The sequence below is a fragment of the Emticicia agri genome (assembly GCF_004168285.1).
GTDB classification, from domain to species: domain Bacteria; phylum Bacteroidota; class Bacteroidia; order Cytophagales; family Spirosomataceae; genus Emticicia; species Emticicia agri.
Map to the genome: position 1 here is coordinate 41,738 of NZ_SEWF01000008.1, position 21,837 is coordinate 63,574.

General features: G+C 39.2%; 16 protein-coding genes. 12 read left to right on the forward strand and 4 right to left on the reverse strand.

The annotated features are described in order from the left end of the window. The first annotated feature begins 62 nt into the window (after positions 1-62). On the forward strand, positions 63-1,478 hold the full coding sequence (locus tag EWM59_RS07165) for an inorganic phosphate transporter (protein WP_130020269.1): 1,416 nt from the start codon (positions 63-65) through the stop codon (positions 1,476-1,478). A 140-nt stretch (positions 1,479-1,618) separates the two neighbouring features. After that, positions 1,619-2,938 carry a putative porin gene (locus tag EWM59_RS07170; protein ID WP_229239302.1) on the forward strand — a complete coding sequence of 440 codons (1,320 nt, stop codon included), beginning with the start codon at positions 1,619-1,621 and terminating at the stop codon, positions 2,936-2,938. Between the two features lie 122 nt (positions 2,939-3,060). On the opposite strand, the gene EWM59_RS07175 is transcribed toward EWM59_RS07170, so the two are convergent. Beyond that, positions 3,061-7,644, reverse strand: a complete 4,584-nt coding sequence (locus EWM59_RS07175; RefSeq protein WP_445447091.1) for a translocation/assembly module TamB domain-containing protein — start codon at positions 7,642-7,644, stop codon at positions 3,061-3,063. A gap of 252 nt (positions 7,645-7,896) precedes the next feature. On the opposite strand from EWM59_RS07175, the gene tsaD reads away from it, so the two are divergent. Continuing rightward, positions 7,897-8,904 carry a tRNA (adenosine(37)-N6)-threonylcarbamoyltransferase complex transferase subunit TsaD gene (gene tsaD, locus EWM59_RS07180; RefSeq protein ID WP_130020271.1) on the forward strand — a complete coding sequence of 336 codons (1,008 nt, stop codon included), beginning with the start codon at positions 7,897-7,899 and terminating at the stop codon, positions 8,902-8,904. Positions 8,905-9,091: 187 nt separating this feature from the next. Here tsaD and EWM59_RS07185 read toward each other — a convergent pair whose 3' ends face one another. Further along, the gene (locus tag EWM59_RS07185; RefSeq protein ID WP_130020272.1) at positions 9,092-10,456 is read right to left on the reverse strand and encodes a vanadium-dependent haloperoxidase; all 1,365 of its coding nucleotides are present in this window, start codon (positions 10,454-10,456) and stop codon (positions 9,092-9,094) included. A 317-nt stretch (positions 10,457-10,773) separates the two neighbouring features. On the opposite strand from EWM59_RS07185, the gene EWM59_RS07190 reads away from it, so the two are divergent. The 8 genes from EWM59_RS07190 to EWM59_RS07225 all read left to right on the forward strand — a co-directional run bounded on the left by EWM59_RS07190 (position 10,774) and on the right by EWM59_RS07225 (position 18,841). Next, positions 10,774-12,183 (forward strand): hypothetical protein, encoded by a 1,410-nt coding sequence (locus tag EWM59_RS07190; protein WP_130020273.1) that lies wholly within the window; start codon positions 10,774-10,776, stop codon positions 12,181-12,183. A gap of 148 nt (positions 12,184-12,331) precedes the next feature. Beyond that, positions 12,332-12,634, forward strand: a complete 303-nt coding sequence (locus EWM59_RS07195; protein ID WP_130020274.1) for a DUF6922 domain-containing protein — start codon at positions 12,332-12,334, stop codon at positions 12,632-12,634. An 11-nt stretch (positions 12,635-12,645) separates the two neighbouring features. Beyond that, the gene (locus EWM59_RS07200) at positions 12,646-13,275 is read left to right on the forward strand and encodes a nucleotidyl transferase AbiEii/AbiGii toxin family protein (protein ID WP_229239303.1); all 630 of its coding nucleotides are present in this window, start codon (positions 12,646-12,648) and stop codon (positions 13,273-13,275) included. Positions 13,276-13,465: 190 nt separating this feature from the next. Beyond that, positions 13,466-14,737, forward strand: a complete 1,272-nt coding sequence (locus tag EWM59_RS07205) for an HD domain-containing protein (protein WP_130020275.1) — start codon at positions 13,466-13,468, stop codon at positions 14,735-14,737. Between the two features lie 133 nt (positions 14,738-14,870). Further along, positions 14,871-15,923 (forward strand): UDP-3-O-(3-hydroxymyristoyl)glucosamine N-acyltransferase, encoded by a 1,053-nt coding sequence (gene lpxD, locus EWM59_RS07210; protein WP_130020276.1) that lies wholly within the window; start codon positions 14,871-14,873, stop codon positions 15,921-15,923. A gap of 37 nt (positions 15,924-15,960) precedes the next feature. Further along, on the forward strand, positions 15,961-17,352 hold the full coding sequence (locus EWM59_RS07215) for a bifunctional UDP-3-O-[3-hydroxymyristoyl] N-acetylglucosamine deacetylase/3-hydroxyacyl-ACP dehydratase (RefSeq protein ID WP_130020277.1): 1,392 nt from the start codon (positions 15,961-15,963) through the stop codon (positions 17,350-17,352). A 78-nt stretch (positions 17,353-17,430) separates the two neighbouring features. After that, positions 17,431-18,231: an acyl-ACP--UDP-N-acetylglucosamine O-acyltransferase gene (lpxA, locus tag EWM59_RS07220; RefSeq protein WP_130020278.1), complete on the forward strand. Its 801-nt coding sequence runs from the start codon at positions 17,431-17,433 to the stop codon at positions 18,229-18,231. Beyond that, entirely contained in the window at positions 18,221-18,841 is a 621-nt protein-coding gene (locus EWM59_RS07225) for an ABC transporter ATP-binding protein (RefSeq protein WP_130020279.1), read from the forward strand. Before lpxA ends, EWM59_RS07225 begins: the two co-directional genes overlap by 11 nt. Positions 18,842-19,036: 195 nt before the next feature. On the opposite strand, the gene queG is transcribed toward EWM59_RS07225, so the two are convergent. Next, entirely contained in the window at positions 19,037-19,975 is a 939-nt protein-coding gene (queG, locus tag EWM59_RS07230; protein ID WP_130020280.1) for a tRNA epoxyqueuosine(34) reductase QueG, read from the reverse strand. Positions 19,976-20,148: 173 nt separating this feature from the next. Here queG and EWM59_RS07235 point away from each other — a divergent pair, with 173 nt between their 5' ends. Continuing rightward, complete coding sequence (locus tag EWM59_RS07235) at positions 20,149-20,772, forward strand: hypothetical protein (RefSeq protein WP_130020281.1); 624 nt, start codon at positions 20,149-20,151, stop codon at positions 20,770-20,772. On the opposite strand, the gene lpxK is transcribed toward EWM59_RS07235, so the two are convergent. Further along, on the reverse strand, positions 20,753-21,802 hold the full coding sequence (lpxK, locus tag EWM59_RS07240; RefSeq protein WP_130020282.1) for a tetraacyldisaccharide 4'-kinase: 1,050 nt from the start codon (positions 21,800-21,802) through the stop codon (positions 20,753-20,755). The two genes, EWM59_RS07235 and lpxK, sit on opposite strands and share 20 nt — an antisense overlap. Between the last annotated feature and the right edge of the window lie 35 nt (positions 21,803-21,837).

Consider the following 21,837-nt stretch of genomic DNA (forward strand, 5'->3'; position numbering starts at 1 on the left):
GAATTTTGCACTATGAACACCAATATAAATCATACTGTAATAACTTAAACCCAAAATCCCTTATGTTTGGCTTAGAAACCGACATTTTTCTTTTACTTTCTTTCTGCCTTCTGGCGGCCTGCGCATTTGAATTCATAAATGGTTTCCACGATACCGCCAACGCCGTTGCCACTGTTATCTACACCAATTCGCTAAAACCAACCCAAGCCGTTGTATGGTCGGGGTTAATTAATTTTGTAGGTGTAGTAACCGGCGGAGTAGGCGTAGGAATGAGCATAGTAAATCTGCTTCCGGTTGAGCTTCTGATTGACCAGAATGTTTACCATAGTATAGCCATGGTACTGGCCTTATTATTCAGTGCCATCATCTGGAACTTCGGAACCTGGTATTTTGGTATTCCGGCATCCAGTTCGCATACACTCATCGGTGCTATTTTAGGGGTTGGTTTAGGATACGCCCTATTGCCCGATAACGCCACAGGAGTAGCTGCCGTAAACTGGGACAAAGCCAAAGAAATATTCTATGCACTTTTTTTATCACCTCTCGTAGGTTTTAGTTTAGCTGTTATCTTAATGTTTACGCTTCGTAGAGTATTAAATAAAGACATCAGAAAACAGATATTTGACGAGCCTAAGAAAAACGAAGAACCGCCTTTTTGGGTAAGAGCCATTCTGATAACAACCTGTACACTGGTAAGTTTCTTTCATGGCCGTAACGATGGACAAAAAGGTATCGGACTGGTAATGTTGATTCTGATTGGGATTCTGCCTGCTTATTTTGCTATCAATAATACCATTGATTTTGATAAAATTAAACCCGACCTGTCCACTATTTCTGAAAAAGTAGCCTTAATAGATACTACTAAAGTTTCAGATGTTGAAAAAGTAAGGATCAATGACATCAAAGCAAGTGTTGGCTTTCTTAATTCGCTGGCAGATAGTAACAAAGTCAGCAAAGCCAATGCCTTAGACGCCCGCAAAGCTTTGCTGACTATCAGTGGCAATGCTAAAAAATTAGTAGAAGACCCTGACGTAATTCTGAGTGCAGCCGATAAAACTGCGCTGAAAGCCGCAGCCGTACAAGAAGAGAAAGGTATCAGAAAATATACCGACCACGCTCCTATGTGGGTCGTACTCATGATTTCGCTCTCATTAGGATTAGGAACCATGATAGGCTGGAAACGGATTGTAGTAACCGTAGGAGAAAAAATCGGAAAATCGCACCTGACTTATGCTCAGGGAGCATCAGCCGAATTAGTGGCAGCTACTACTATCGGATTGGCCTCGTGGTTTAAATTACCAGTAAGTACTACGCACTCCTTATCGTCGGGTATTGCAGGTACAATGGTTGCCAGCAAAGGTATCAAAAATTTACAATCGGGCACTATCAAAAATATCGCATTAGCCTGGGTGCTTACCTTACCGGTTGCTATTATTCTTTCAGCTACATTATTTCTCTTCTTCCGTTGGTTATTGTAATAGAGAAGAAAAAACGATAAAATAGAAGAATGTACTTCTTTTATTAATAAAAGATTTTGGGATAGACTCAATCCTGTCCCAAAATCTTTTGTATATCGCAAAAATCCCTTCAATTTTGCAGCACTATTGATTTTACACCAATGATGAACCTTGTTTTAAATCTCTCTAAGAGAACTGTTATAGGCAGTTTTTTAATTTGTTGTACCCTATCGGTATCTTTTGCGCAAGACCACGGAGCTTTAACAGATATTGATACCACTACAGCCCGTAAACTCTTTGCTACACTCAAAAAATACGAATTTGTAGGTATCAGTGGCTATATACAGCCGCAGTTCCAATGGATACAGACCAAAGGAGCCAAAAATTTTAATGGCGGAGATTTTCAGCCCAATGCCAGCAACCGTTTTATGCTGCGCCGTGGTCGTATCCGCTTTGATTATGCCCGCTATTTCGAAAACAATATGCCCAAACTCTATTTTATCTTTCAGTTTGACGGCACCGAGCGAGGCATTTTTATACGTGATTTCTGGGGACGTATCTATGAAAATAAATTCAAGTCTTTTTACCTTACTACCGGTATGTTTGCCCGTCCGTTCGGCTTCGAATTAGGTTATGGCTCACCAGACCGTGAATCACCGGAACGTGGAAGAATGTCACAGATTCTGATGAAAGTAGAGCGTGATTTTGGTTTTATGGGTAGTTATGAACCCCGTGCAAAAACCAATTTTCTGAAATATATCAAATTTGACCTGGCCGTATTTAATGGGCAAGGAGTAAATGCAGTAGCTGATTTTGACAATCACAAAGATGTCGTTTCAAGGCTTTCAGTAAAACACTTTAATCTGGCACCAAAACTGATTGTGAGCGGAAGCGTATCAGGCTTTGTGGGAGGCATGGAACAGTTTACCAACAAGATTTATCGGATGAACGAATCTACCAGACAATTTTTGGTTGATTCATCGGCCAGTAATGTAGGAAGAATTGCACCCCGAAATTATTATGGAGCCGATATACAAATCAGGATTCCAAACCGTGTAGGTGAAACAGAATTCAGGGCAGAGTATATCAGAGGTACGCAAACGGCACTTCAGGGTACTACCGAAACCCCAGCGGTTATTCCTATGGAAAATGGCAAATTAGCTCCACTCTATATCCGTCATTTTGATGGGGCTTATTTTTATTACCTCCAGCACTTAGGCAGCAGAAAACATCAGCTAATACTGAAATATGACTGGTATGACCCTAATAAAAAAGTAAAAGGTACGCAGATAGGACAAGGATTCTCAGCCGCTGATGTTCGCTTTAATACCTTTGGTTTTGGTTACCTGACTTATATTTATGACAATGTAAGATTGATGCTCTGGTATGAAATGCCGCAGAATGAGCAAACAGCTTTGACTGACTATACGAAGGATTTGAAGGATAATAACTTTACTTGTCGGGTGCAGTATAGGTTTTAAAGAGACGCCCCGCCGACCCGTCGGACCGCCCTAAAGGGGTGCTACAAATTCGACGATTATGAAACTCACGTAGCATACGTAATGGTATTCTAAAATTCAGCTAATACTTGTGAAGGCCTTATTTAAGGTTTTTTTACTACTCCTAAAGGGGAGCTAAAAAAAATCGTCGAATCTGAAAGCTCCCCTTTAGGGGTTGGGGGTGTTGGTTTACGCTTGAAGATTGTATTGAAATTACGGGTATGTTGCAGGCTTACGCCATTTACCGTAACGTTTGTGTTAAAGTTATAGAAGTAATTTGGCACGTTGCGGCTATAAGCCTTTAAACGCCAGCTACCATCTTCATTCAATAGCCATTCTACCTCTCCACCATAAAAATAGTTTCCGGCGGTTTGTTCCTGGTTTTGTAGAATAGTGTTATTTACACTCAATTTCAAACGATTATTGCTGAAACGATACGAGAAATTGACCTGTACATTATTAAACAAACTCTGACGTACGGTACTCATAGCCCCCAACTGTACCCCGATTTCAAGGTTAGGGTTTATTTTAGAAGCAATAGTGCCCAACTGGTTGGTCAGAAGGCTACTGACATTATCTAAAAGCAATTGAGAATCAACCACATCTCTGAAACTATTGTCAGAGAATAATCGGTTAAACGCTGCTACCCCAACAAAGTTATTCGCTAATAATTGTTCATCGTTTCTTAGCCTCTGCTCAAAAGCAATTACCTGTGGCTGGAGATTCAATGGTAATCGTCTCTGGTCGAATCTGATGTCATATTTGATTGTTGGCGTCATGAGTTTATCGGTCAGCATCACATAGGCACTTACCGGATATTGAGTTTTCAGTTCGGCACTGTTGGTAGCCGAAACAATGCCATCTGGTAAAAATACATTGGCTGTTACAATGGCATTGATACTGATGTCTGCATCATAAGGGTCGCCTGACCAACGAATCCAGCTACCATCGGCAATATCAAATTTCCTTACCCTTGATATATTCTGCAAGCTGAAATCATACTTCCCACTTCTGATGGTATAGGGGCCAGTCATGGTAAAACCTCCACGGGTATCATATTCAATACTGATTCGCCCGTTTCCTACGGCGGTTAACTGGTCTTTATTGATACGGTCAAATATCACTATACATTCCGCATCAGGCGTAATAGTAAAGTTAAACGCCATCGTTAAACTGCCTGACTCTTCTGTTACAGTTGAGTCTTTTTTAGTGGCTTTACTTTTAGGATTCTGTTCGTTTCTGGTAACAAAAGTAATGCCCTCTTCTTCGGTATTCACATAGGTTGCTCCATCTAACGGAATCGTAATTTTTGTCCCTTTTTTGCTGGTCAGGTTACCTGTCATGGCCACATTTTTCAGGCTTCCGGTAATATGCAAATCTCCGGTAGCCACTGCTGTGCCAAAGAAATCTTCGTTGTTCTTAATGGAGGTATTCATGATTCTGAACCCATCTCGGCCTCGCATATAAGCATGAAGCCCTAACATGAAATTGCCGCTTCCGCCATTAAAAATACCTCCGGCCAACTCTGCTTCATTGCCTTCAGTATCATGTACTTTAAAGCCTTTCTGCACCACAAACCCTTCTTCATTAAAATTAATCTTATCATCAAAATACAAGGCAGTATTTAGTTCATTCACCACCAGACTCCCTTTCTCAACAGCTACGCTACCCCTGATAACCGGGTCGCCGGGCGTACCGCCGATAGACAATATACCTGAGCCGTAGCCTGCTACATTAGAAAAAATATCATCAACAAACGACTGGAATATTTCAAGATTCGCTTTTTTAAGCTCAGCTTTCAGGTTAAGCGGGTCATATTCATCTTTAGGGTCATAAGTACCCGACAGGCGAAATATCTCGTTATCGATTCTGACAATATTGCCATTGATATTCAGCTTCTGGGTTAGGTTATCCCAGAGTATCCCCCCTGCTATGGTACCTACCAGGCTATTTTTGTAAATCAGTTTATCAATACCAAACTCACTTGTAACCAAGCCATCGCTATACATATCTTTCAGCATCAGCTTACCATTCACAATGCCTTTCAGGTCAACATTTGAGAGTGGCTTAATGGTTTGCAAATCAAAATCATGCACATCTACATAGGCTTCCTTGAGACTATCAGCCGACAGATAGCCATTCATGGAAATACTCTGGTTTTTGTTAGCAATGGTTACATCCTGAAAACAAATATCTGACCGATAGAAATTAATAAGGTTGTTTCTTGCCAATTGCCAGGTTTCGCCCAACAAGTCCAGCTTGGTATTCCGATGGTTAAAATTTACGTCGATTTCATTCTGTAAAAAGGTAAGTTGCCCAAACACCTGCGCTTTGTTTGAACTCTTCTGTTGTTTGATTCTGGCATCAAATTCTATCACATTAGCCTGCCCCCATGCACCGTTTACTTCTAATTTTTCGGTAGGCGCCATATCGCCTAATTTCTGTTTATCCGAATTAAACACCAAAGAAGTAAGAATCTTAGGCGATGCCAATTCTTTAGATGTAATAAAGTCTAATTCATTGTTATAAAACGCAAAACTTCCATGCCGTAAAGTATCAATCTTACCCCCCAACGAGACCTCAATTGTATTTCTTATATTGAGTTGTCCGTTCAATTCGGTATTAGGCGAGATAAACAACTCAGGATAGAAATAAGCAAAGAAAGGTTCTGACTTCTTGAATAAGACTTTATAGTCGAGATTATATCTTGGTTGAAAAGTAGAAGTAGGTAAATTAACATAATAAGTCATGCGAGTAGCTTCATCTTCAACAAAATACTGTGTATATTCTTTCGAGAAACGTACCACATCATTGATTACCTGACTTGGCGTAAACTTACCTGTTACATCAATATTAAAAAACTCTGAAAGCAGACTGATACGACGACTATTGCTGTCTAAAGTAGACGTAACAAATACCGAATCAATGCCCAATTTCCGTTTATCATATTGCAGAACTGTGTGCAATAACTGCGCACGCCCCATCCAGTTATCTAATTCATTTCCCTGAAAATCTAAGGTTAATTCAGAGCGTAGTTTTACATCATTTTTGGCATATCCTAAAGCCTGTAGATTGGCATTCTGAACAAAGCCATGAATATCGAACTTATTAAGTTTCTGACTGAAATCAACTTTACCACCTATATCAAAAGTCAGATTAGTATCCTTTACGCTCACTCGCCCATCAAATAAAGACTGGCTCATTTCGCCGTCAACCGTAATATTTCTGAAGTCATAACCATTAAACCATATATGCTTCACAGTGCCGTCGAAATTCAATAAGGCATCTTTAATGGTCAATCCTTTCCCTTTAATATCGCCTGTAAAAGACATTTTCTGGAGCATTTTTTCTTCGTTCACCAGTTTGCCTAATTCTAATTCATCAACCATCAACGAACCTGTATAAGTAGGTAAAGCTTTACCATTGGGTATCTTCATGGTAATATTCCCTGCTACCAGACCCAACTGAGACTTTACGAAAGCATCGGTTGTAAAATCGTTATACAGTCCTTTAAATATTCCGGCAAAAGTAGTGATACCAAACTTCTGTACGTGTTTCAGATAGAGCGAGTCGCCCACATACTGACGGGCATCAATGGCATCAATCTGCGAAGGTTTCCAGGTCAGGTCCATCACTGCCTTTCGCAAGTCAGGCATATTTTTAAAGGCAATATCCCCATCAAGGTAGCTGTTCTTACCAAATTTCAGGTTAAAGTTTTTGACCCTGAAATCATGTACTGTTCCCTTGAAATCTCCGTTAAGCAAGTAGTTTTCATGATATTCATACATATCAGTTGCAAACCTGCCCAAGTCTTGTGCATCAATTTCACAATCGCGCAGGTCTCCTATCATTTCCACTTTTTCGTTGAAATCGCTGAAATCTCTTGGTGTAAGGTAATTGAAATGAACCGACCGCTTGAGTGTAGAATTATTAATTCGGGCATACAGGTCATCAAATCTCATGTGCTGCCTCGAATAAAAGAATTGTGTATTTAATTCTTTTATCTCAAGGTTACTTCTGCGGTCGGCTCCTTTTAAATCTGTCAGAGCAAACTTAATGGTATCGCCCTGTATAAAAAAGTCTTTCAGCAACCCCTGAACCCCATGAACTGTAAAATTATTATAATCAAATTCTTCTTTAGGGAAACGGGCTTCTTCAGGGTCTTGCAGCGTAAATGTGCCCCCCTGAATATAAGTTTCATCAATCGTAAACGGAATATTATGCTCAATCCTAACTTTGGCAGTATCAGGCGTTGAGGTCAGTTCTTCAATCTTCGCAATCCATTTATCAATATTCAGATCGCCATCGGGTTCATAAATTAACTTTACCCGTGGGTCGAGTACCATTACATAATCAAGGTTATTGTCGAAAGTCAGAAAAGTATTCCAGTTGAAATTGAAATTGGTTTTAGAGTTCACATATAACTCTTTTACAAAAATCATTTCACGGTTTTTGTAGTCATAAATCGTTACATTCTCTAAGGTGATTTCATCGAACCAGGTAAGTTTGGCTTTTTCTATTTTTACTTGAGAACCTAATTTCTGAGAGAGGTATTCGGTAGCTCTTTGTAGGGTAAGGGTTTGTACTACAGGCAATTGCAAGGCATAAAATACCGTAACTATTCCCATAAAAATAATGAAAATAAGATTCAGCAGGATTCTGGTTGATATTTTAACTATGCGGCGCAACTACTTGAGCGAATAAACAAAATAATTAACAAATCAATTAATTACTGAATTACCAATGGTAATTTTGTGTTTTAATTACTTCACCGAATAAAACGGTCTGCCGTTGCGGTCGGTGGCTAAGATAACAGCGGTCTTTTTTTGTATACATAGCCGGACCGCGCGGTCCGGCTTATAGTAATATTTCCTTTGTTATCTTAGGCGGTGAATTCATTCACCGATACTTTTGAAAACACAAAATTTTAATCTTTAGTTTTGAATATTTTAGCGATCGAATCTTCTTGTGACGAAACGTCAGCGGCTGTTATTTCTAACGGTAAAATCTACTCTAACATTGTAGCAGGACAACTAATTCATGAACGTTTTGGTGGAGTTGTCCCTGAGTTGGCTTCCCGTGCCCACCAGCAACATATTTTACCCGTGGTCGAAAATGCACTGGAAAAGGCAAAGGTAACAAAAAATCAGCTAAATGCCATAGCTTTTACACGTGGCCCGGGGCTTTTAGGCTCTTTGCTGGTAGGCACTTCATTTGCCAAAGCTATGGCTCTTGGGCTCAATATTCCACTGATAGAAGTCAATCATATTCAGGCACATGTATTGGCACACTTTATTGATGAGCCTGCTCCGGCGTTTCCTTTTTTATGCCTTACAGTCAGCGGCGGTCATACCCAGATTGTACTGGTACGCAGCCATTTAGATATGGAGGTAATTGGTGAAACCCAGGACGATGCCGTTGGTGAAGCCTTTGATAAAACGGCCAAGCTTTTGGGGTTACCTTATCCCGGCGGGCCATTGGTAGATAAATATGCCCAACAAGGCAACCCCGAGGCTTTTGAGTTTCCTTTGTCTGAAATGCCCAAATACAATTTCTCGTTCAGTGGTATCAAGACTTCTATTCTGTACTTTTTAAAGGCTAATCAGGCGAAAAATCCGAATTTTATTGAAGAAAATATGGCTGATATTTGTGCGAGTGTACAGCATGCACTCATAAAAATGCTATTGCAAAAACTACGCAAGGCAGCTCGTGAATTAAACATTAAAGAAGTAGCTATTGCCGGAGGGGTTTCGGCCAATTCGGGTCTGAGAAAAGCCTTACAGGAATTAGGCGAAAAAGAAAGATGGAAAGTTTATATCCCACAGTTTCAGTACTGTACCGACAATGCCGGAATGATTGCTATGGCGGCTCATTTTAAATACCTGAAAGGCGAGTTTACCTCGCAGGAAGTAAGCCCCTTGCCGAGAATGGATGGTAAATATTCGTAGTATCAGCGACTGAAGTCGCCGTCTAAAATAACAAAGGAACAATTTTAGTTGTGTAATGCGGACTTAAGTCCGCTTATGTAAGATGACAATACCGTTGTTATCTTAGACGGCGACTTCAGTCGCTGACAAATATCAGAAAAATCGCTGTAACGAAATCGCCTTGCCAGTTGGCAAGGCGATTTCGCTATTACTTATTTACTGCAACAGTATTCTTTTTCTTCCTTGTCTGCGCAACTCTTAGCACCTCCTGCCCTATTTTTATTCCACATTTATTACCTTCATCACACCCTGACCAGTAATGAATACCGCCGTACAACCGGCTGACACTTGCCATCAGAGCCGCTTCTCTGAATGAGCTAAACGACATAACCCCGTGCCCGTGTTTATATTCGGTAGAATCTGTAAATGCTACCTTATCGCCATGTACAAAACTGAATACTTCGGCAGCAGCGGCAGAAATAGTGCTGTGGCCACTTGTGTACTCAGGGAAAGGCGGAGTTTGCAGGAATGGTTGCCATTTAGGGTCAACTTCGGCATTGATAACTGTTTCGGGACGAACTTTTATACTGCGGTACTTTTCTCTCCAGCAACTGATGAAACCATCTAATAAAGCAATTGAGCCCAATACATACCCCTCAACACTTTTCTCGAAAGAAGCTTTGGTTTTACGGGAAACCGTAGTATGAATTGCCAACCAGTGTCCGCCGGGAGTCATTTTTTTATTAGCAAACATCACGTGTCCCATCACATTCATTACAAATGGGTTATCGTCCCAGAACCATGCAATGCGTTTCTGTTCTTCTGTCAGGTTCTTACCCAATTCATATACTTCGTTGGTTTCTTTCCAGAAAGCACTCTTTTTATCATGATTATACATGGGTGGCGGCGGCGGAGGGAATTGCCCTGCCGAGTCTAAGGCAAAAGCACGTATCTTGTTCCACTCAGGCTCGCAGGCATCGGCATAGGCAGGAGGCGTAGGCACCCACGTACCTGGCAGGTTAGTTACCGTAAATCGGATACCACGTGTTTGTTTATATTTATCTTTCCCAGAATACCGCATCACATGAGCGGCTACACTATCGCCATAAGCCATTGAGCGTTCCATTACATCTTCAGGCACGCCCATATCTTCATATTTTTTAAAGAAAGTTTTCTCATAATCGTCAAAGAAATTGCCTGAGAAAGTAAGCGTACGTGCTACTTTCAGAAAAGCCCTTGTACTGGCTAATGGAAAACAATAATCCAGTCCTTTTTCAGGCTTGGGTGCTTCGGTAAAACCTTTGAGTTTTCCTCCTAAAGATTCATATTCAGGGAAACCCGGCACCATAGCTTCATAGCCAGCAAGTGTAGAATAGGCATAAATACGGGCAGCTACCGGAGGTTTAAAAATATCATGAATAATCACTTCTGTTAGCAATTCAACTGATTGGTGATAAAGCTCAGGGTCGGCGGCTTTAGCATTATAAATTTTAGCATTGCTTTTAGACTTACAAGCATTCAATGATAAGCCGATAACAGCAATACTAATAAAGAGAAAAGATTTTTTTAACATGGGTAGTGCAAACGAAACTAAAAAAAATACAATTATTAAATGCAAATTTACAAAACTTACTGAATTGAAACGATGATTTTTGTCATTTTAATATCTGTTTAATTAACTTACAAAATCTGTTCATGTTGAAATCATGTATTTTCTGACTGGCTCAGGTGCATCAATAAAAAAACCGTCACTAAAGCAGATTTACATAAACCTGTTTCAGGACTTACTGTTTATACGAATTATACGAAACCTGTTTAAAAATTCGTGTTACATTATTCAATCTCCGTTTTTTTTCTTAAAATGCTGCACTATTTCCTGTGAAGCCCATAATGCCTACTTTTATAGCCACATATCTTTTATTAAAAAGCAGAAAGTTTTCAGTTAGAAGTTGTATTTTTTGCTTATCTGTTTCTTTCACAACATTTGCCCAGAATCCCACACCGCAACAGATTTTTCAGGAATCAATCAATTTCCTCATTCAAACCCAATGCGATTCTACCATTGCAGGCAAGCAATATGCCGGGGAATGGCCCGTGTATATGAACCTGATTGAACCTTACCTATTTATTGGTAAGAAACAAAAAGCCCGTGACTCTAACTGCTTTAATATATCAGCGATACATAATTTTCTGTCAGAAATTTATCTGCACGACACTACGTTGTCAGCCCTAAAACCTGTTTTACTGAAAGCCTTTCATGAGATTCAGACCTATCAGGTAGACCATCGATACAATTTCTGGAAACTGTTGCCAACGCCTCGTAATCATCGGATGTTTGGTAAAGACCCACATTTGTTAGTACGACGCCCCACCAACTATCCGCTCAAATCAAGGTTTATCAACAAAACTGCCAATGTACCCGAAGATGCCGATGATACGGCGCTGGCCAATACAGCTACGTATTATCATAATCAGATTTTTAACGACTCCGTGAAAGCCCTTTCTTATGCAGGTTTTGATGAGTATTTAGACAAAAAGCGCAAAAACCGGAACTGGTACAATTTTATGCTGCCCTCTCCAAGGCAATCGGGTGCCTACCTTACCTGGCATCATCAGGAGTATGAATACGACCACTGGACCCCTGTTACTACTTACTTTTCGCTATTATTTATTTTTACGCCTTTCAGTTCGGCTTATCCTGTAGCCTATCAGCCCTGGATTCCATTCGGGGCCAATGATGTAGATGTGGTGGTGAATAGTAATATTCTTAATTACCTTTCACTAACGTCTCAGGTAAACCAAAGCGTAGGTAAAAGCGGTGCCATAAAAGTAATTGAACATAGTGTCAGAAAAAACTTGTGGAGTACCGCCGCAGTCTATTATCCCAACAGCTATCATATTGATTATGCAGTAGCTAAAGCTTATCATAATGGTGTAGAGGAGTTAGGCAATGCCGCAAAAAAAATAGCTAAACATCTTTTAGAAACACAACAGGCCAATGGGAGTTTTGAAAGCAAACCTTGGGTAAATAAAAAAGATATTATCCAGTCAACGGCCTATGCGCTTCATGCCATGTTAGATTTACGAGACAAGGGGGTAGCTATACCTGACGAAAATATCAGAAAAGCTATTGATTTTTTGGTATCAAAAGCACAAAGAGCAAACGGCCTGTGCCATTGGGAAGGAGGTGTTTATTTTTCAGGCGGCACTTTGTTGCGTAATATTCTTATCTGGCAATCAGACGCCTATACAACTGCTTTGATAGCCAAGTGTTTTCAGAGGTATGATAAGGTGTATTGATAATTTTCTTTAAAAATTTATTTTATTGAGTAGGGACTTAACATTTTTCAATTCATTTAAAACTTATATATAGTTTTCATGTTCTTTAATTAGATTTAATACAAGATTTATAATAACTTCGGTTATGGTAATTTACTCACTACTTGGTATGGACAAGAAAACTAAACCCAATATTTCTCCAACGGCATTTTGGGACGTTAATTTTAACAAGATAGACTTTGAACATAATAGTCTTTTTGTAATGGACAAGGTTTTCAATTATGGCACATGGTCAGATATTATTGAAACATTAAGATTCTATGGCATAGAAAGAGTAAAAAAAGAAATCATACACGCTCCATATTTCAAGAATACTACACTTTCTTTTCTTTGTCTTATTCTTAACTTGAAGGAAAAAGATTTTGAAGCATACCAGCGAAGACAAGCAAGACCATCTATCTGGGATCAGTAATACCATGTACCATGCTATATACAACTACTGTTAAAGAAAGTACTTACGAGTTACTTAAAAAACTCATGCAAATACCCGAGTTATCGGAATTTGTTTTGGTTGGTGGTACTAATCTATCTCTAAAATTCGGGCACCGCATTTCGATAGATTTACACCTCTTTACGAACACTGAGTTTGACAGAGAAGAAGTATTTACGGGCATTGTTACAGCACTCCCTCAAACTATTAAGATTGACGAAAGAAAACAGACCATCTGGCTTACTATTGAAGGAGTAAAAGTTGATGTCATTTTACATAAATATCCATATATCAGACCCATTCAAATAATAGATGCCATTCGTTTTATGTCAGTTGAAGATATTATTCCTATGAAATTAGAGGCAATGGCGACAAGAGGTGCAAAAAAGGATTTTTGGGATATTGCAGAACTGCTCAACTATTATAATCTACAAACAATGTTAGAGTTTTACGAACTGAAATACCCTAACAGCGATATTGGGCATATCATTCGTTCAATGACCTACTTTGTTGATGCAGAAGTTCAAAAAGATGACCCTGAAGACCTAAAAGGTATCACATGGGCGCAAGTAAAATCAAAAATAAAGAAAACCGTTGAATTGTTTGTAAGACAGCAGTTATAGCATTTTTGCATACTTCAATAGCAAAAATACGTCTCCATACTTGGCTATTTTCCTCTTCACAATTAATCCTTTCCTCTATTGTTCAATAAATTTCATGCGCATTTTCAGCCTTTTCACAACCATTTACGTCTTCTTTATGTTGTTTGTGCAGCAGCTATTAATTTTTTATTAATAATTTCACAAAAGATATATGACGTTTGCCAATAACGTTACAGGCAACTCTCCGATAACGACCAATAAACGTAAGATATTCAATGATCCGGTTTATGGATTTGTAACGATACATTCAGATTTAATTTTCGACCTGATTGAGCATCCTTTTTTCCAGCGTTTACGTCGTATAAAGCAATTGGGTATGGCAGAGCTGGTTTACCCCGGTGCCTTACACACACGTTTCCATCATGCGTTAGGGGCTATGCACTTAATGCACGAGGTTTTGGTGGTGCTACAATCGAAAGGGCAGGCTATATCCGAAAGTGAATTTGAAGCGGCACAAATAGCAATTCTGCTGCATGATATAGGGCATGGACCATTTTCTCATGTACTTGAATACACTATTTTAGACCAGGTGCATCATGAGCATATTTCATCTTTGTTGATGGAAAAACTTAACAGAGAGTTTGACGGAAAACTTTCTTTAGCTATTGAAATGTTTAACGGCACTTATGAACGTGATTTTTTTCATCAACTGATTTCGAGTCAGTTAGATATGGACAGGCTGGATTATCTGAACCGTGATTGTTTTTTTACCGGAGTGGCAGAAGGAACCATTGGCGTAGACAGAATTATCAAGATGCTAAACGTAGTGGGTAATCAGTTGGTAGTAGAAGAAAAAGGCGTATTAAGTGTTGAAAATTTTCTAAGTGCCCGACGCCTGATGTACTGGCAGGTATATTTACATAAAACCGCTATTTGTGCCGAAACTATGCTCATGCAGATTATCAGACGTGCCAGAGAATTGATTAATCAGGGAGAGGAATTATTTGCGAATCCGGCATTTTTAGTTTTTTTGAAAGAAAACGTCAGTTTAAAAGAGTTTCAAAACAATGATAAGTATCTGCAAGCGTTTACACTATTAGACGATTACGACATCTGGGCTTGTGTAAAAAACTGGCAGTTTCATGCTGATAAAATTTTATCGACCATTTGCAGAGATTTACTGAACAGAAACCTGTTCAAAATCAAAATAGCTAATAAACCCATAGAACCAGCACTTATTAGTTCATTAAAACAAGCACTCATTGACAACGGTATCCCCGACAATCAGTTAGACTATTTTATCACCGAAGGCGACGTAAGCAACAAAGGTTACGTGCGCGGTGATGAAACCATCTACATTTGCACCAAAAATAAAGAAGTAGTAGACATTGCCGATGCCTCAGATTTACCGACCATCAAGGCATTGAGCAACATCGTGAAAAAATACTATGTATGTTGGGGCAAAAATGTATATTTGCAATGATTTTGCTATGTTGTGAATTATTTTTGTACTATTTCAAGAATATTTTCGACAAAAATTATTTTGTCGGCACTCAATTTAACCAAAGTGTCACTGTATACAACTAACGCAAAGTTTAAACTCGCTTAAGTATCTTATGCAATTTACGATAAAGCAAATAGCTCACTTACTGAATGGAGAAGTCAAAGGCGACGACTCCCTGACAGTCAGCAAGTTAGCCAAAATTGAACAAGGTGTTCCTGGCGATATATCATTTCTTGCCAATCAGAAATACGAGCATTTTATCTATACTACCAAGGCTTCAGCCGTCATTGTCGGGAAAGATTTTGTTCCTAAAAAAGAAATTTCTGCTGCGCTGATTATAGTCAAAGACCCCTATAATTCATTTACGCAACTGCTTGAAGAGTATCAGAAGATTTTGAATTTTTCTAAGAAAGGCCTTGAGCAACCGGTCTTTGTAGGACAAGGAACAGAGATAGGTGAAGGTGCCTATCAGGGTGCCTTTTCTTATGTCGGAAACAATACAAAAATAGGAAAAAATGTAAAGATTTACCCTCAGGTATATATAGGCGATAACGTAACCATTGGCGACAATACACTGATTTATGCCGGTGTAAAAATATATAGCAATACCATTATTGGTAACAATTGTGTGTTTCATGCAGGTGCAGTAATAGGCAGCGACGGCTTTGGGTTTGCTCCTCAGGAAGATGGCACCTATAAAACTATTCCTCAATTGGGGAACGTACTGATTGAAGATAATGTAAGTATCGGAGCCAATACAACCATTGATTGTGCTACTATGGGTTCTACCATTATCCGTCAGGGTGTAAAAATTGATAATTTAGTTCAGATTGCACATAATGTAGAAATCGGAAAAAATACCGTAATTGCAGCACAAACCGGTATAGCCGGTTCAGCAGTTATCGGCGAAAATTGTGTATTTGGCGGTCAGGTGGGTGTAGTAGGGCATATTTCAGTAGCAAACGGTACAAAAGTCGGCGCACAAACAGGCATTACAAGAGGAATCAAAAAAGAAAATACTTCGGTAGCAGGAAAACCTGTATCAGAATTAAACGACTATCTTCGGTCGGTAGCTGTTTTCAGAAAACTCCCACAATTAGAAAAACAAGTCAGAGAGTTGGAAAAACGCCTTGAAGAGCTAATTGCCGAGGGAGTATTTTCATAGCTAAAAGTAGCTAAACCGAAAAATAAGATAATTGCCTATGAACGTTAAGCAACAAACCATTCAAAAGAAAGTTTCAATTACAGGGGTAGGATTGCATACCGGCGAAAATGTAACGCTTACTATACAACCTGCGCCTATCAACCACGGTTATAAATTTCAAAGAATCGACTTAGAAAACAAGCCCATTATAGAAGCCGATGTAGATTATGTGGTAGATACCTCAAGAGGCACGGTTTTAGAAAAAGAGGGAGCAAGAGTACACACCACCGAACATATTCTGGCCGCTTTGGTTGGTTTACAGATTGACAATGTACTGATACAGTTAGATGGGCCTGAAATCCCTATTTTAGATGGTAGTGCCATCAGATTTGTTGAATTATTAGAAGAAGCAGGCATTGAAGAACAACATTCTTTACGTAATTATTATGAGGTAACTGAAGCTATCCATTACCGCAATGATGAACGTAGTATTGAATTAGCGGCCTTACCTTTAAACGACTATCGTGTAACGGCTATGGTTGATTATAACTCAACTATTCTTCATAGCCAGCATGCACAGTTGCATGCCATTGAGTTGTTTAAAGAAGAAATTGCTCCTTGCCGTACTTTTGTTTTTTTACATGAGTTAGAAGCACTCTTCAAAGCAGGACTCATTAAAGGTGGCGATATCGGGAATGCCGTAGTTATTGTAGATAAAGAGGTTTCAGAGGCAGAAGTGGAAAGCCTTTCTCAATTATTAAACAAGCCTAAAATTCATGTAGGCAAAACAGGTATTCTTAACGATGCCCCATTGCGTTTTCCTAACGAACCCGCCCGTCATAAATTATTAGACGTGATGGGAGATTTAGCGTTGGTAGGTCGTCCGTTAAAAGCTCATATTTTAGCCGCACGCCCGGGCCATAAGCCCAATGTAGAACTGGCCAAGAAAATCAAAAAACAAATGCTTGATTCGGCTAAAGGGGCACCACAGTATGACCCAAATACGCCTCCGGTACTTAATGTCAACGATATAGCTAAATTATTACCGCATCGTTATCCATTTGCTTTATTAGATAAAATTGTATATCTGGACGGACAAACCGTGATTGGTATCAAAAATATCACAATGAACGAGCCACAGTTTACAGGACACTTCCCTGATAATCCTGTAATGCCCGGTGTATTACAAATTGAGGCTATTGCACAGAATGGTGGTGTGTTGGTGCTGACTTCTACCGGAAATCCTGAAGCCTACTGGCCCTATCTGGTAAGTATAGACAATTGCCGTTTCTATAGAAATGTGCTGCCTGGCGATACCCTTATTATCAGATGTTCGTTACTGGCTCCGATCAAATTAGGTGTAGCCAAAATGCACGGTGATGCCTGGGTAGGCAAAAACCTTGTGTGCGATGTAAACATGACCGCACGTTTAGTGAAAAAAGCAAAATAAAGCTACAACCACCGGCTAAAACTGTAAGCTAATCACTTGTAGTTTGGCTTACCAATACTAAGCAATAATCAAACAATTATGAATCAACCATTAGCATTCATACATCCAGACGCCAAAATAGCTCATAACGTTGTTGTGGAGCCATTTGCTGTGATAAATAAAGATGTAGAAATTGGTGAAGGAACATGGATAGGCTCTCATGCAATTATCATGGAGGGTGCAAGAATCGGAAAAAACTGCCGTATATTTCCCGGGGCGGTTATCTCGGCTGTTCCACAGGATTTAAAATTTAAGGGTGAAGATACAAAAACCATTATTGGTGATAACACCACTATCCGGGAATGTGTAACTGTCAATCGTGGAACAGTAGATAAATACCGTACCGAAATTGGCTCAAACTGCCTCATTATGGCTTATACACATATTGCCCACGATTGTATTGTTGGTAATCATGTGATTCTTGCCAACTGTGTGCAATTAGCCGGACATATTACCGTAGGCGACTACGCCAATATCGGTGGGATGTCAGCCGTACAACAATTTGTTAAAATCGGCAAGCATACCTATATAGGAGGTTGTTCACAAATCCGCAAAGATGTTCCTCCTTATATCAAAGCTGCCCGTGAGCCACTTTCTTATGCAGGTATCAACTCGGTAGGGCTGAGACGTAGAGGTCATTCTGACGAAAAAATTGCAGAAATACAGGATATTTACCGCTATATCTATCTGAAAGGACTGAATAACAGTGATGCCATCAGTCAGGTAGAATTAGAATTTCAGGCATCTCCTGAGCGTGACGAAATCCTGAATTTTATCTCTAATTCTGAAAGAGGAATCATCAAAAGTCCTGCAAAAAAAGGTTCAGAAAGTGACTATTGAGCTCGCTAATATAGGTAAGAAATACCGCAACGAATGGATTTTTCGCCATACCAGTTTGTCTTTCTCAGCCAAAGAAAGTTATACTTTTGTTGGGCCTAATGGTAGCGGGAAATCCACTCTTTTACAAGTAATTGCAGGTGTCTTACCACATACCGAAGGGCAAATTACTTATACTTCAAACGGCCAACCTATCAGCATTGATGATATTTTCAGGAAAATTGTTATTGCTGCGCCTTATCTTGAACTCATTGAAGAGTTTACCTTGCTTGAAATCGTAGAATTTCATCAGCAATTCAAGCCTTTTAAAAATCACATCTCCCCTACTCAACTTCTTGAACTCATCGAGTTGGCTCCTCATAAAAACAAATCGGTCAAAAACTTTTCGTCAGGCATGAAACAACGCCTGAAATTAGGTTTAGCCTTTTATTCTGACTGCCCCATTATTCTCTTAGACGAACCCACCTCTAACCTTGATGCTCAGGCTACACAATGGTATCTGAATCAGGTAGAGCAACACACGCAAGAGCGTTTACTGATTATATGCTCCAACCAACCCCACGAATACGCTTTCTGTAAGAATATAGTTGATGTGAGGGATTTTAAGAAATGAGGTAAGAAATCTAATAAAATATTAGGGCGATTTTTCGTAGAGACGCATTGCATGCGTCTTCAAGGGTCTATGCACCCCAGCATATACTATTCAGGAAAATAGAATTAAGATAGACAATATATGACATTCATAGGCTCTTGAAGACACCATGCATGGCGTCTCTACTACATTGATTTTCAGGTTTTGTTCATAATTTCACTCTTCCCTCACAAAATCAATATTCCGTTTCAACCCCTCCAACTTAGTCCGCTTCACGGCCGACCTGCGAAAGATTTCCTGGAAGAGTTCTTCTGTAATTTCCTCCCAATCCTTTTTTGTGAATTCAGCCAGTTGAGGATTCAGATTAAATTCCGGTGTAGAATGAGGGCGAGCGAAAGAATTCCAGGGGCATACGTCCTGACAAATATCACAGCCAAAAATCCAGTTTTCCATTTTGCCTTTTACTTCGTCAGGAATAGCCTCTTTCAGTTCAATGGTATAATAGCTGATACATTTACTGCCGTCTACTACATAAGGTTCAACAATGGCATCGGTAGGGCAAGCATCTATACAACGGGTGCAGGTACCACAGTAATCTTTTATGGCTCCATCGGGCTGTATTTCAAGGTCGCAGATGATTTCGCCTATAAAGAAAAAGCTCCCTATTTCACGGTTAATCAGGTTGGTATGTTTGCCTAACCAACCTGCGCCACTTTTTTTTGCCCATGCTTTATCCATCACCGGAGCCGAATCGACAAATACTCTGCCATTCACCTCTCCTATTTCTTCCGAAATCGCCTCCATCAAATCCTTTAGCTTGTCTTTCATCACAAAATGATAGTCTTTACCATAGGCATATTTAGACAGTTTAAGGTTTTCAGGCGCTTGCGGTAAAGTTTTTTCGGGATAATAATTAAGTATAAGAGTAATTACCGACTTTGCACCCTCTACTAACAGGCGAGGGTCAAGGCGTTTGTCGAAGTAATTAGCCATATAGGCCATTTTGCCATGATAATTTTTACTGAGCCATGCTTCTAAACGGGGGGCTTCTTCTTCTAAAAACTCAGCTTTAGAAATACCACAATAATCAAAGCCTAATTCTCTGGCTTTGGTTTTAATCAGATTAGCATATTTTACTGCATACGATTGAAGCATGGTACAAATATATAGTTAAATAGCCAGATAGATTTACTTAAACATTTTCAGGATAATTTAACATATCTTACTACCGTAGAATAGAAGTTTCAAAACATTTATTTTCGTCATACAAAATCCATCTTTATCTTTAGCAAAATTTCATTTTTACACAACAAAACAAATCTACTCACATGAAAAAAAAGCTGTGTATCTCTCTCCTTTTATTGATTTCTGTTACAACTTTTGGGCAGGTTATTCCTGAAGGAACCCGTTTTCTCGGTGGCGACCTGAACTTTAATTCTACTGAATCTAAAGTAAAAGATGTGGTTATGAATAGTAATTTTGGTATAGGTATAAGACCTTCTTTTACAAAATTCACGAAAGATAATTCTTCTTTCACGGTTGCCATAGGCTATAATATCGTTACGGCAGGAGTCAGATCAACCTTTAGTTCAGACCTAATTAAAACAACGCTACACACTATTTCTGCTGGTTTTTATTTAAGTAATTACAAAATGTTTAACGAAAAATTCGGCGTTTCTATCAGATATGGCGGAGACGTAGGATACTCGTTTAATACTTCTTCAACCAATCGAGATACCAGATCCTTTATCAAAAGCACTATACTTAATCTGAGCGCAGGGCCGGGTATTATCTATTTACTCAATGAAAAATGGGCGGTTGAAGGAGTAACCTCGCTTGTGAATATCTCTTCAGTCTATACAAAATCAGGAGATGTAAGTGCGTTTAGCATGGGTACTGATATTAGCTTAAACCCATCTGTAGGAATTGGTTTCAGATATTTTTTGAAATAGCCGATAAAATAAAGCTATCGAAATCGGCTTTATCATCAATCATTACTTCAATCGGAACATAAAAGAATCTCTCAAGCTCTTGCACGTACAGCAAGGGCTTGATTTTTACCATATCTTTTTCAGTCGTAATAATTTGTTGCAAAGGGTTTTGCCTATTAAGCATTTGCTCAATTTCATTTCTGGAAAATGCAAAATGGTCGGGGTAGTCAATTACCTTTCCGATACTATATCCTTTCTTTTTCAGGTATTCCTGAAATACCTCCGGCCTGGCAATGGCAGTTACTACTACGGCAAGGTTTTCAACATTAAAAACCTTATTTTCAGCGTATGAACTAATGGCTTTATAATGAATCTGTGAGAAGCAAACAGGTGTATCAGCTAAAGTATATCGGCTTATACCTGCTTTTATCTCTTCTTTGGCTTTTGCTGAAATATCTGTCGGACATTTGCTGACAATTACTGCATGAGCTCTGTTGGCACTTCGCCGAATATCTCTTAATTTCCCTACCGGAGCCAGATAATCTGCATAAAAAGGTCGGTTATAGTCACATAAAAGTATATTAAGGTGTGGCGCAATTCTACGGTGCTGAAAAGCATCATCTAAAATGATTAATTCGTTATCAGGGAAAGTAGCTTGAATTTTATTTACACCTGCAATTCTATCTTCGCAAACTACTACCTTGATTTTATCTTTAAATTTCAGGTAATACTGCATCGGTTCGTCACCTATCGTTTGAGCCGTAGCCGTATCATCTGCCCATACAAAGCCTTTGGTTTGGCGTTTGTATCCTCTGCTTAAAATAGTGGTTTTGTATTGACTGGCTAAAAGATTGACCAGATACTCTACATGCGGTGTTTTGCCGGTACCACCTAAATTCAGGTTGCCCACATTAATGGTAAATACATCAGGGCGGGTACTTGTCAGAATACCATTATCGTAGAGCCAGTTTCTTGTATAAACCACACAAGTCAATAAAAATGTAAGCGGTAATAACAGTATCTGTAAAATCAAGGATATGGAAAATGGCATGATTGATTTCGGATTAGTGACAATTCATTAGCTTT

Coding starts and splice junctions, on each gene's coding strand:
- EWM59_RS07165 (WP_130020269.1), top strand. CDS start 63: ATGTTTGGCTTAGAAACCGACATTTTTCTTTTACTTTCTTTCTGCCTT.
- EWM59_RS07170 (WP_229239302.1), top strand. CDS start 1,619: ATGATGAACCTTGTTTTAAATCTCTCTAAGAGAACTGTTATAGGCAGT.
- EWM59_RS07185 (WP_130020272.1), bottom strand. CDS start 10,456: ATGTTAAAAAAATCTTTTCTCTTTATTAGTATTGCTGTTATCGGCTTA.
- EWM59_RS07190 (WP_130020273.1), top strand. CDS start 10,774: ATGCCTACTTTTATAGCCACATATCTTTTATTAAAAAGCAGAAAGTTT.
- EWM59_RS07195 (WP_130020274.1), top strand. CDS start 12,332: ATGGACAAGAAAACTAAACCCAATATTTCTCCAACGGCATTTTGGGAC.
- EWM59_RS07200 (WP_229239303.1), top strand. CDS start 12,646: ATGCTATATACAACTACTGTTAAAGAAAGTACTTACGAGTTACTTAAA.
- EWM59_RS07205 (WP_130020275.1), top strand. CDS start 13,466: ATGACGTTTGCCAATAACGTTACAGGCAACTCTCCGATAACGACCAAT.
- lpxD (WP_130020276.1), top strand. CDS start 14,871: ATGCAATTTACGATAAAGCAAATAGCTCACTTACTGAATGGAGAAGTC.
- EWM59_RS07215 (WP_130020277.1), top strand. CDS start 15,961: ATGAACGTTAAGCAACAAACCATTCAAAAGAAAGTTTCAATTACAGGG.
- lpxA (WP_130020278.1), top strand. CDS start 17,431: ATGAATCAACCATTAGCATTCATACATCCAGACGCCAAAATAGCTCAT.
- queG (WP_130020280.1), bottom strand. CDS start 19,975: ATGCTTCAATCGTATGCAGTAAAATATGCTAATCTGATTAAAACCAAA.
- EWM59_RS07235 (WP_130020281.1), top strand. CDS start 20,149: ATGAAAAAAAAGCTGTGTATCTCTCTCCTTTTATTGATTTCTGTTACA.
- lpxK (WP_130020282.1), bottom strand. CDS start 21,802: ATGCCATTTTCCATATCCTTGATTTTACAGATACTGTTATTACCGCTT.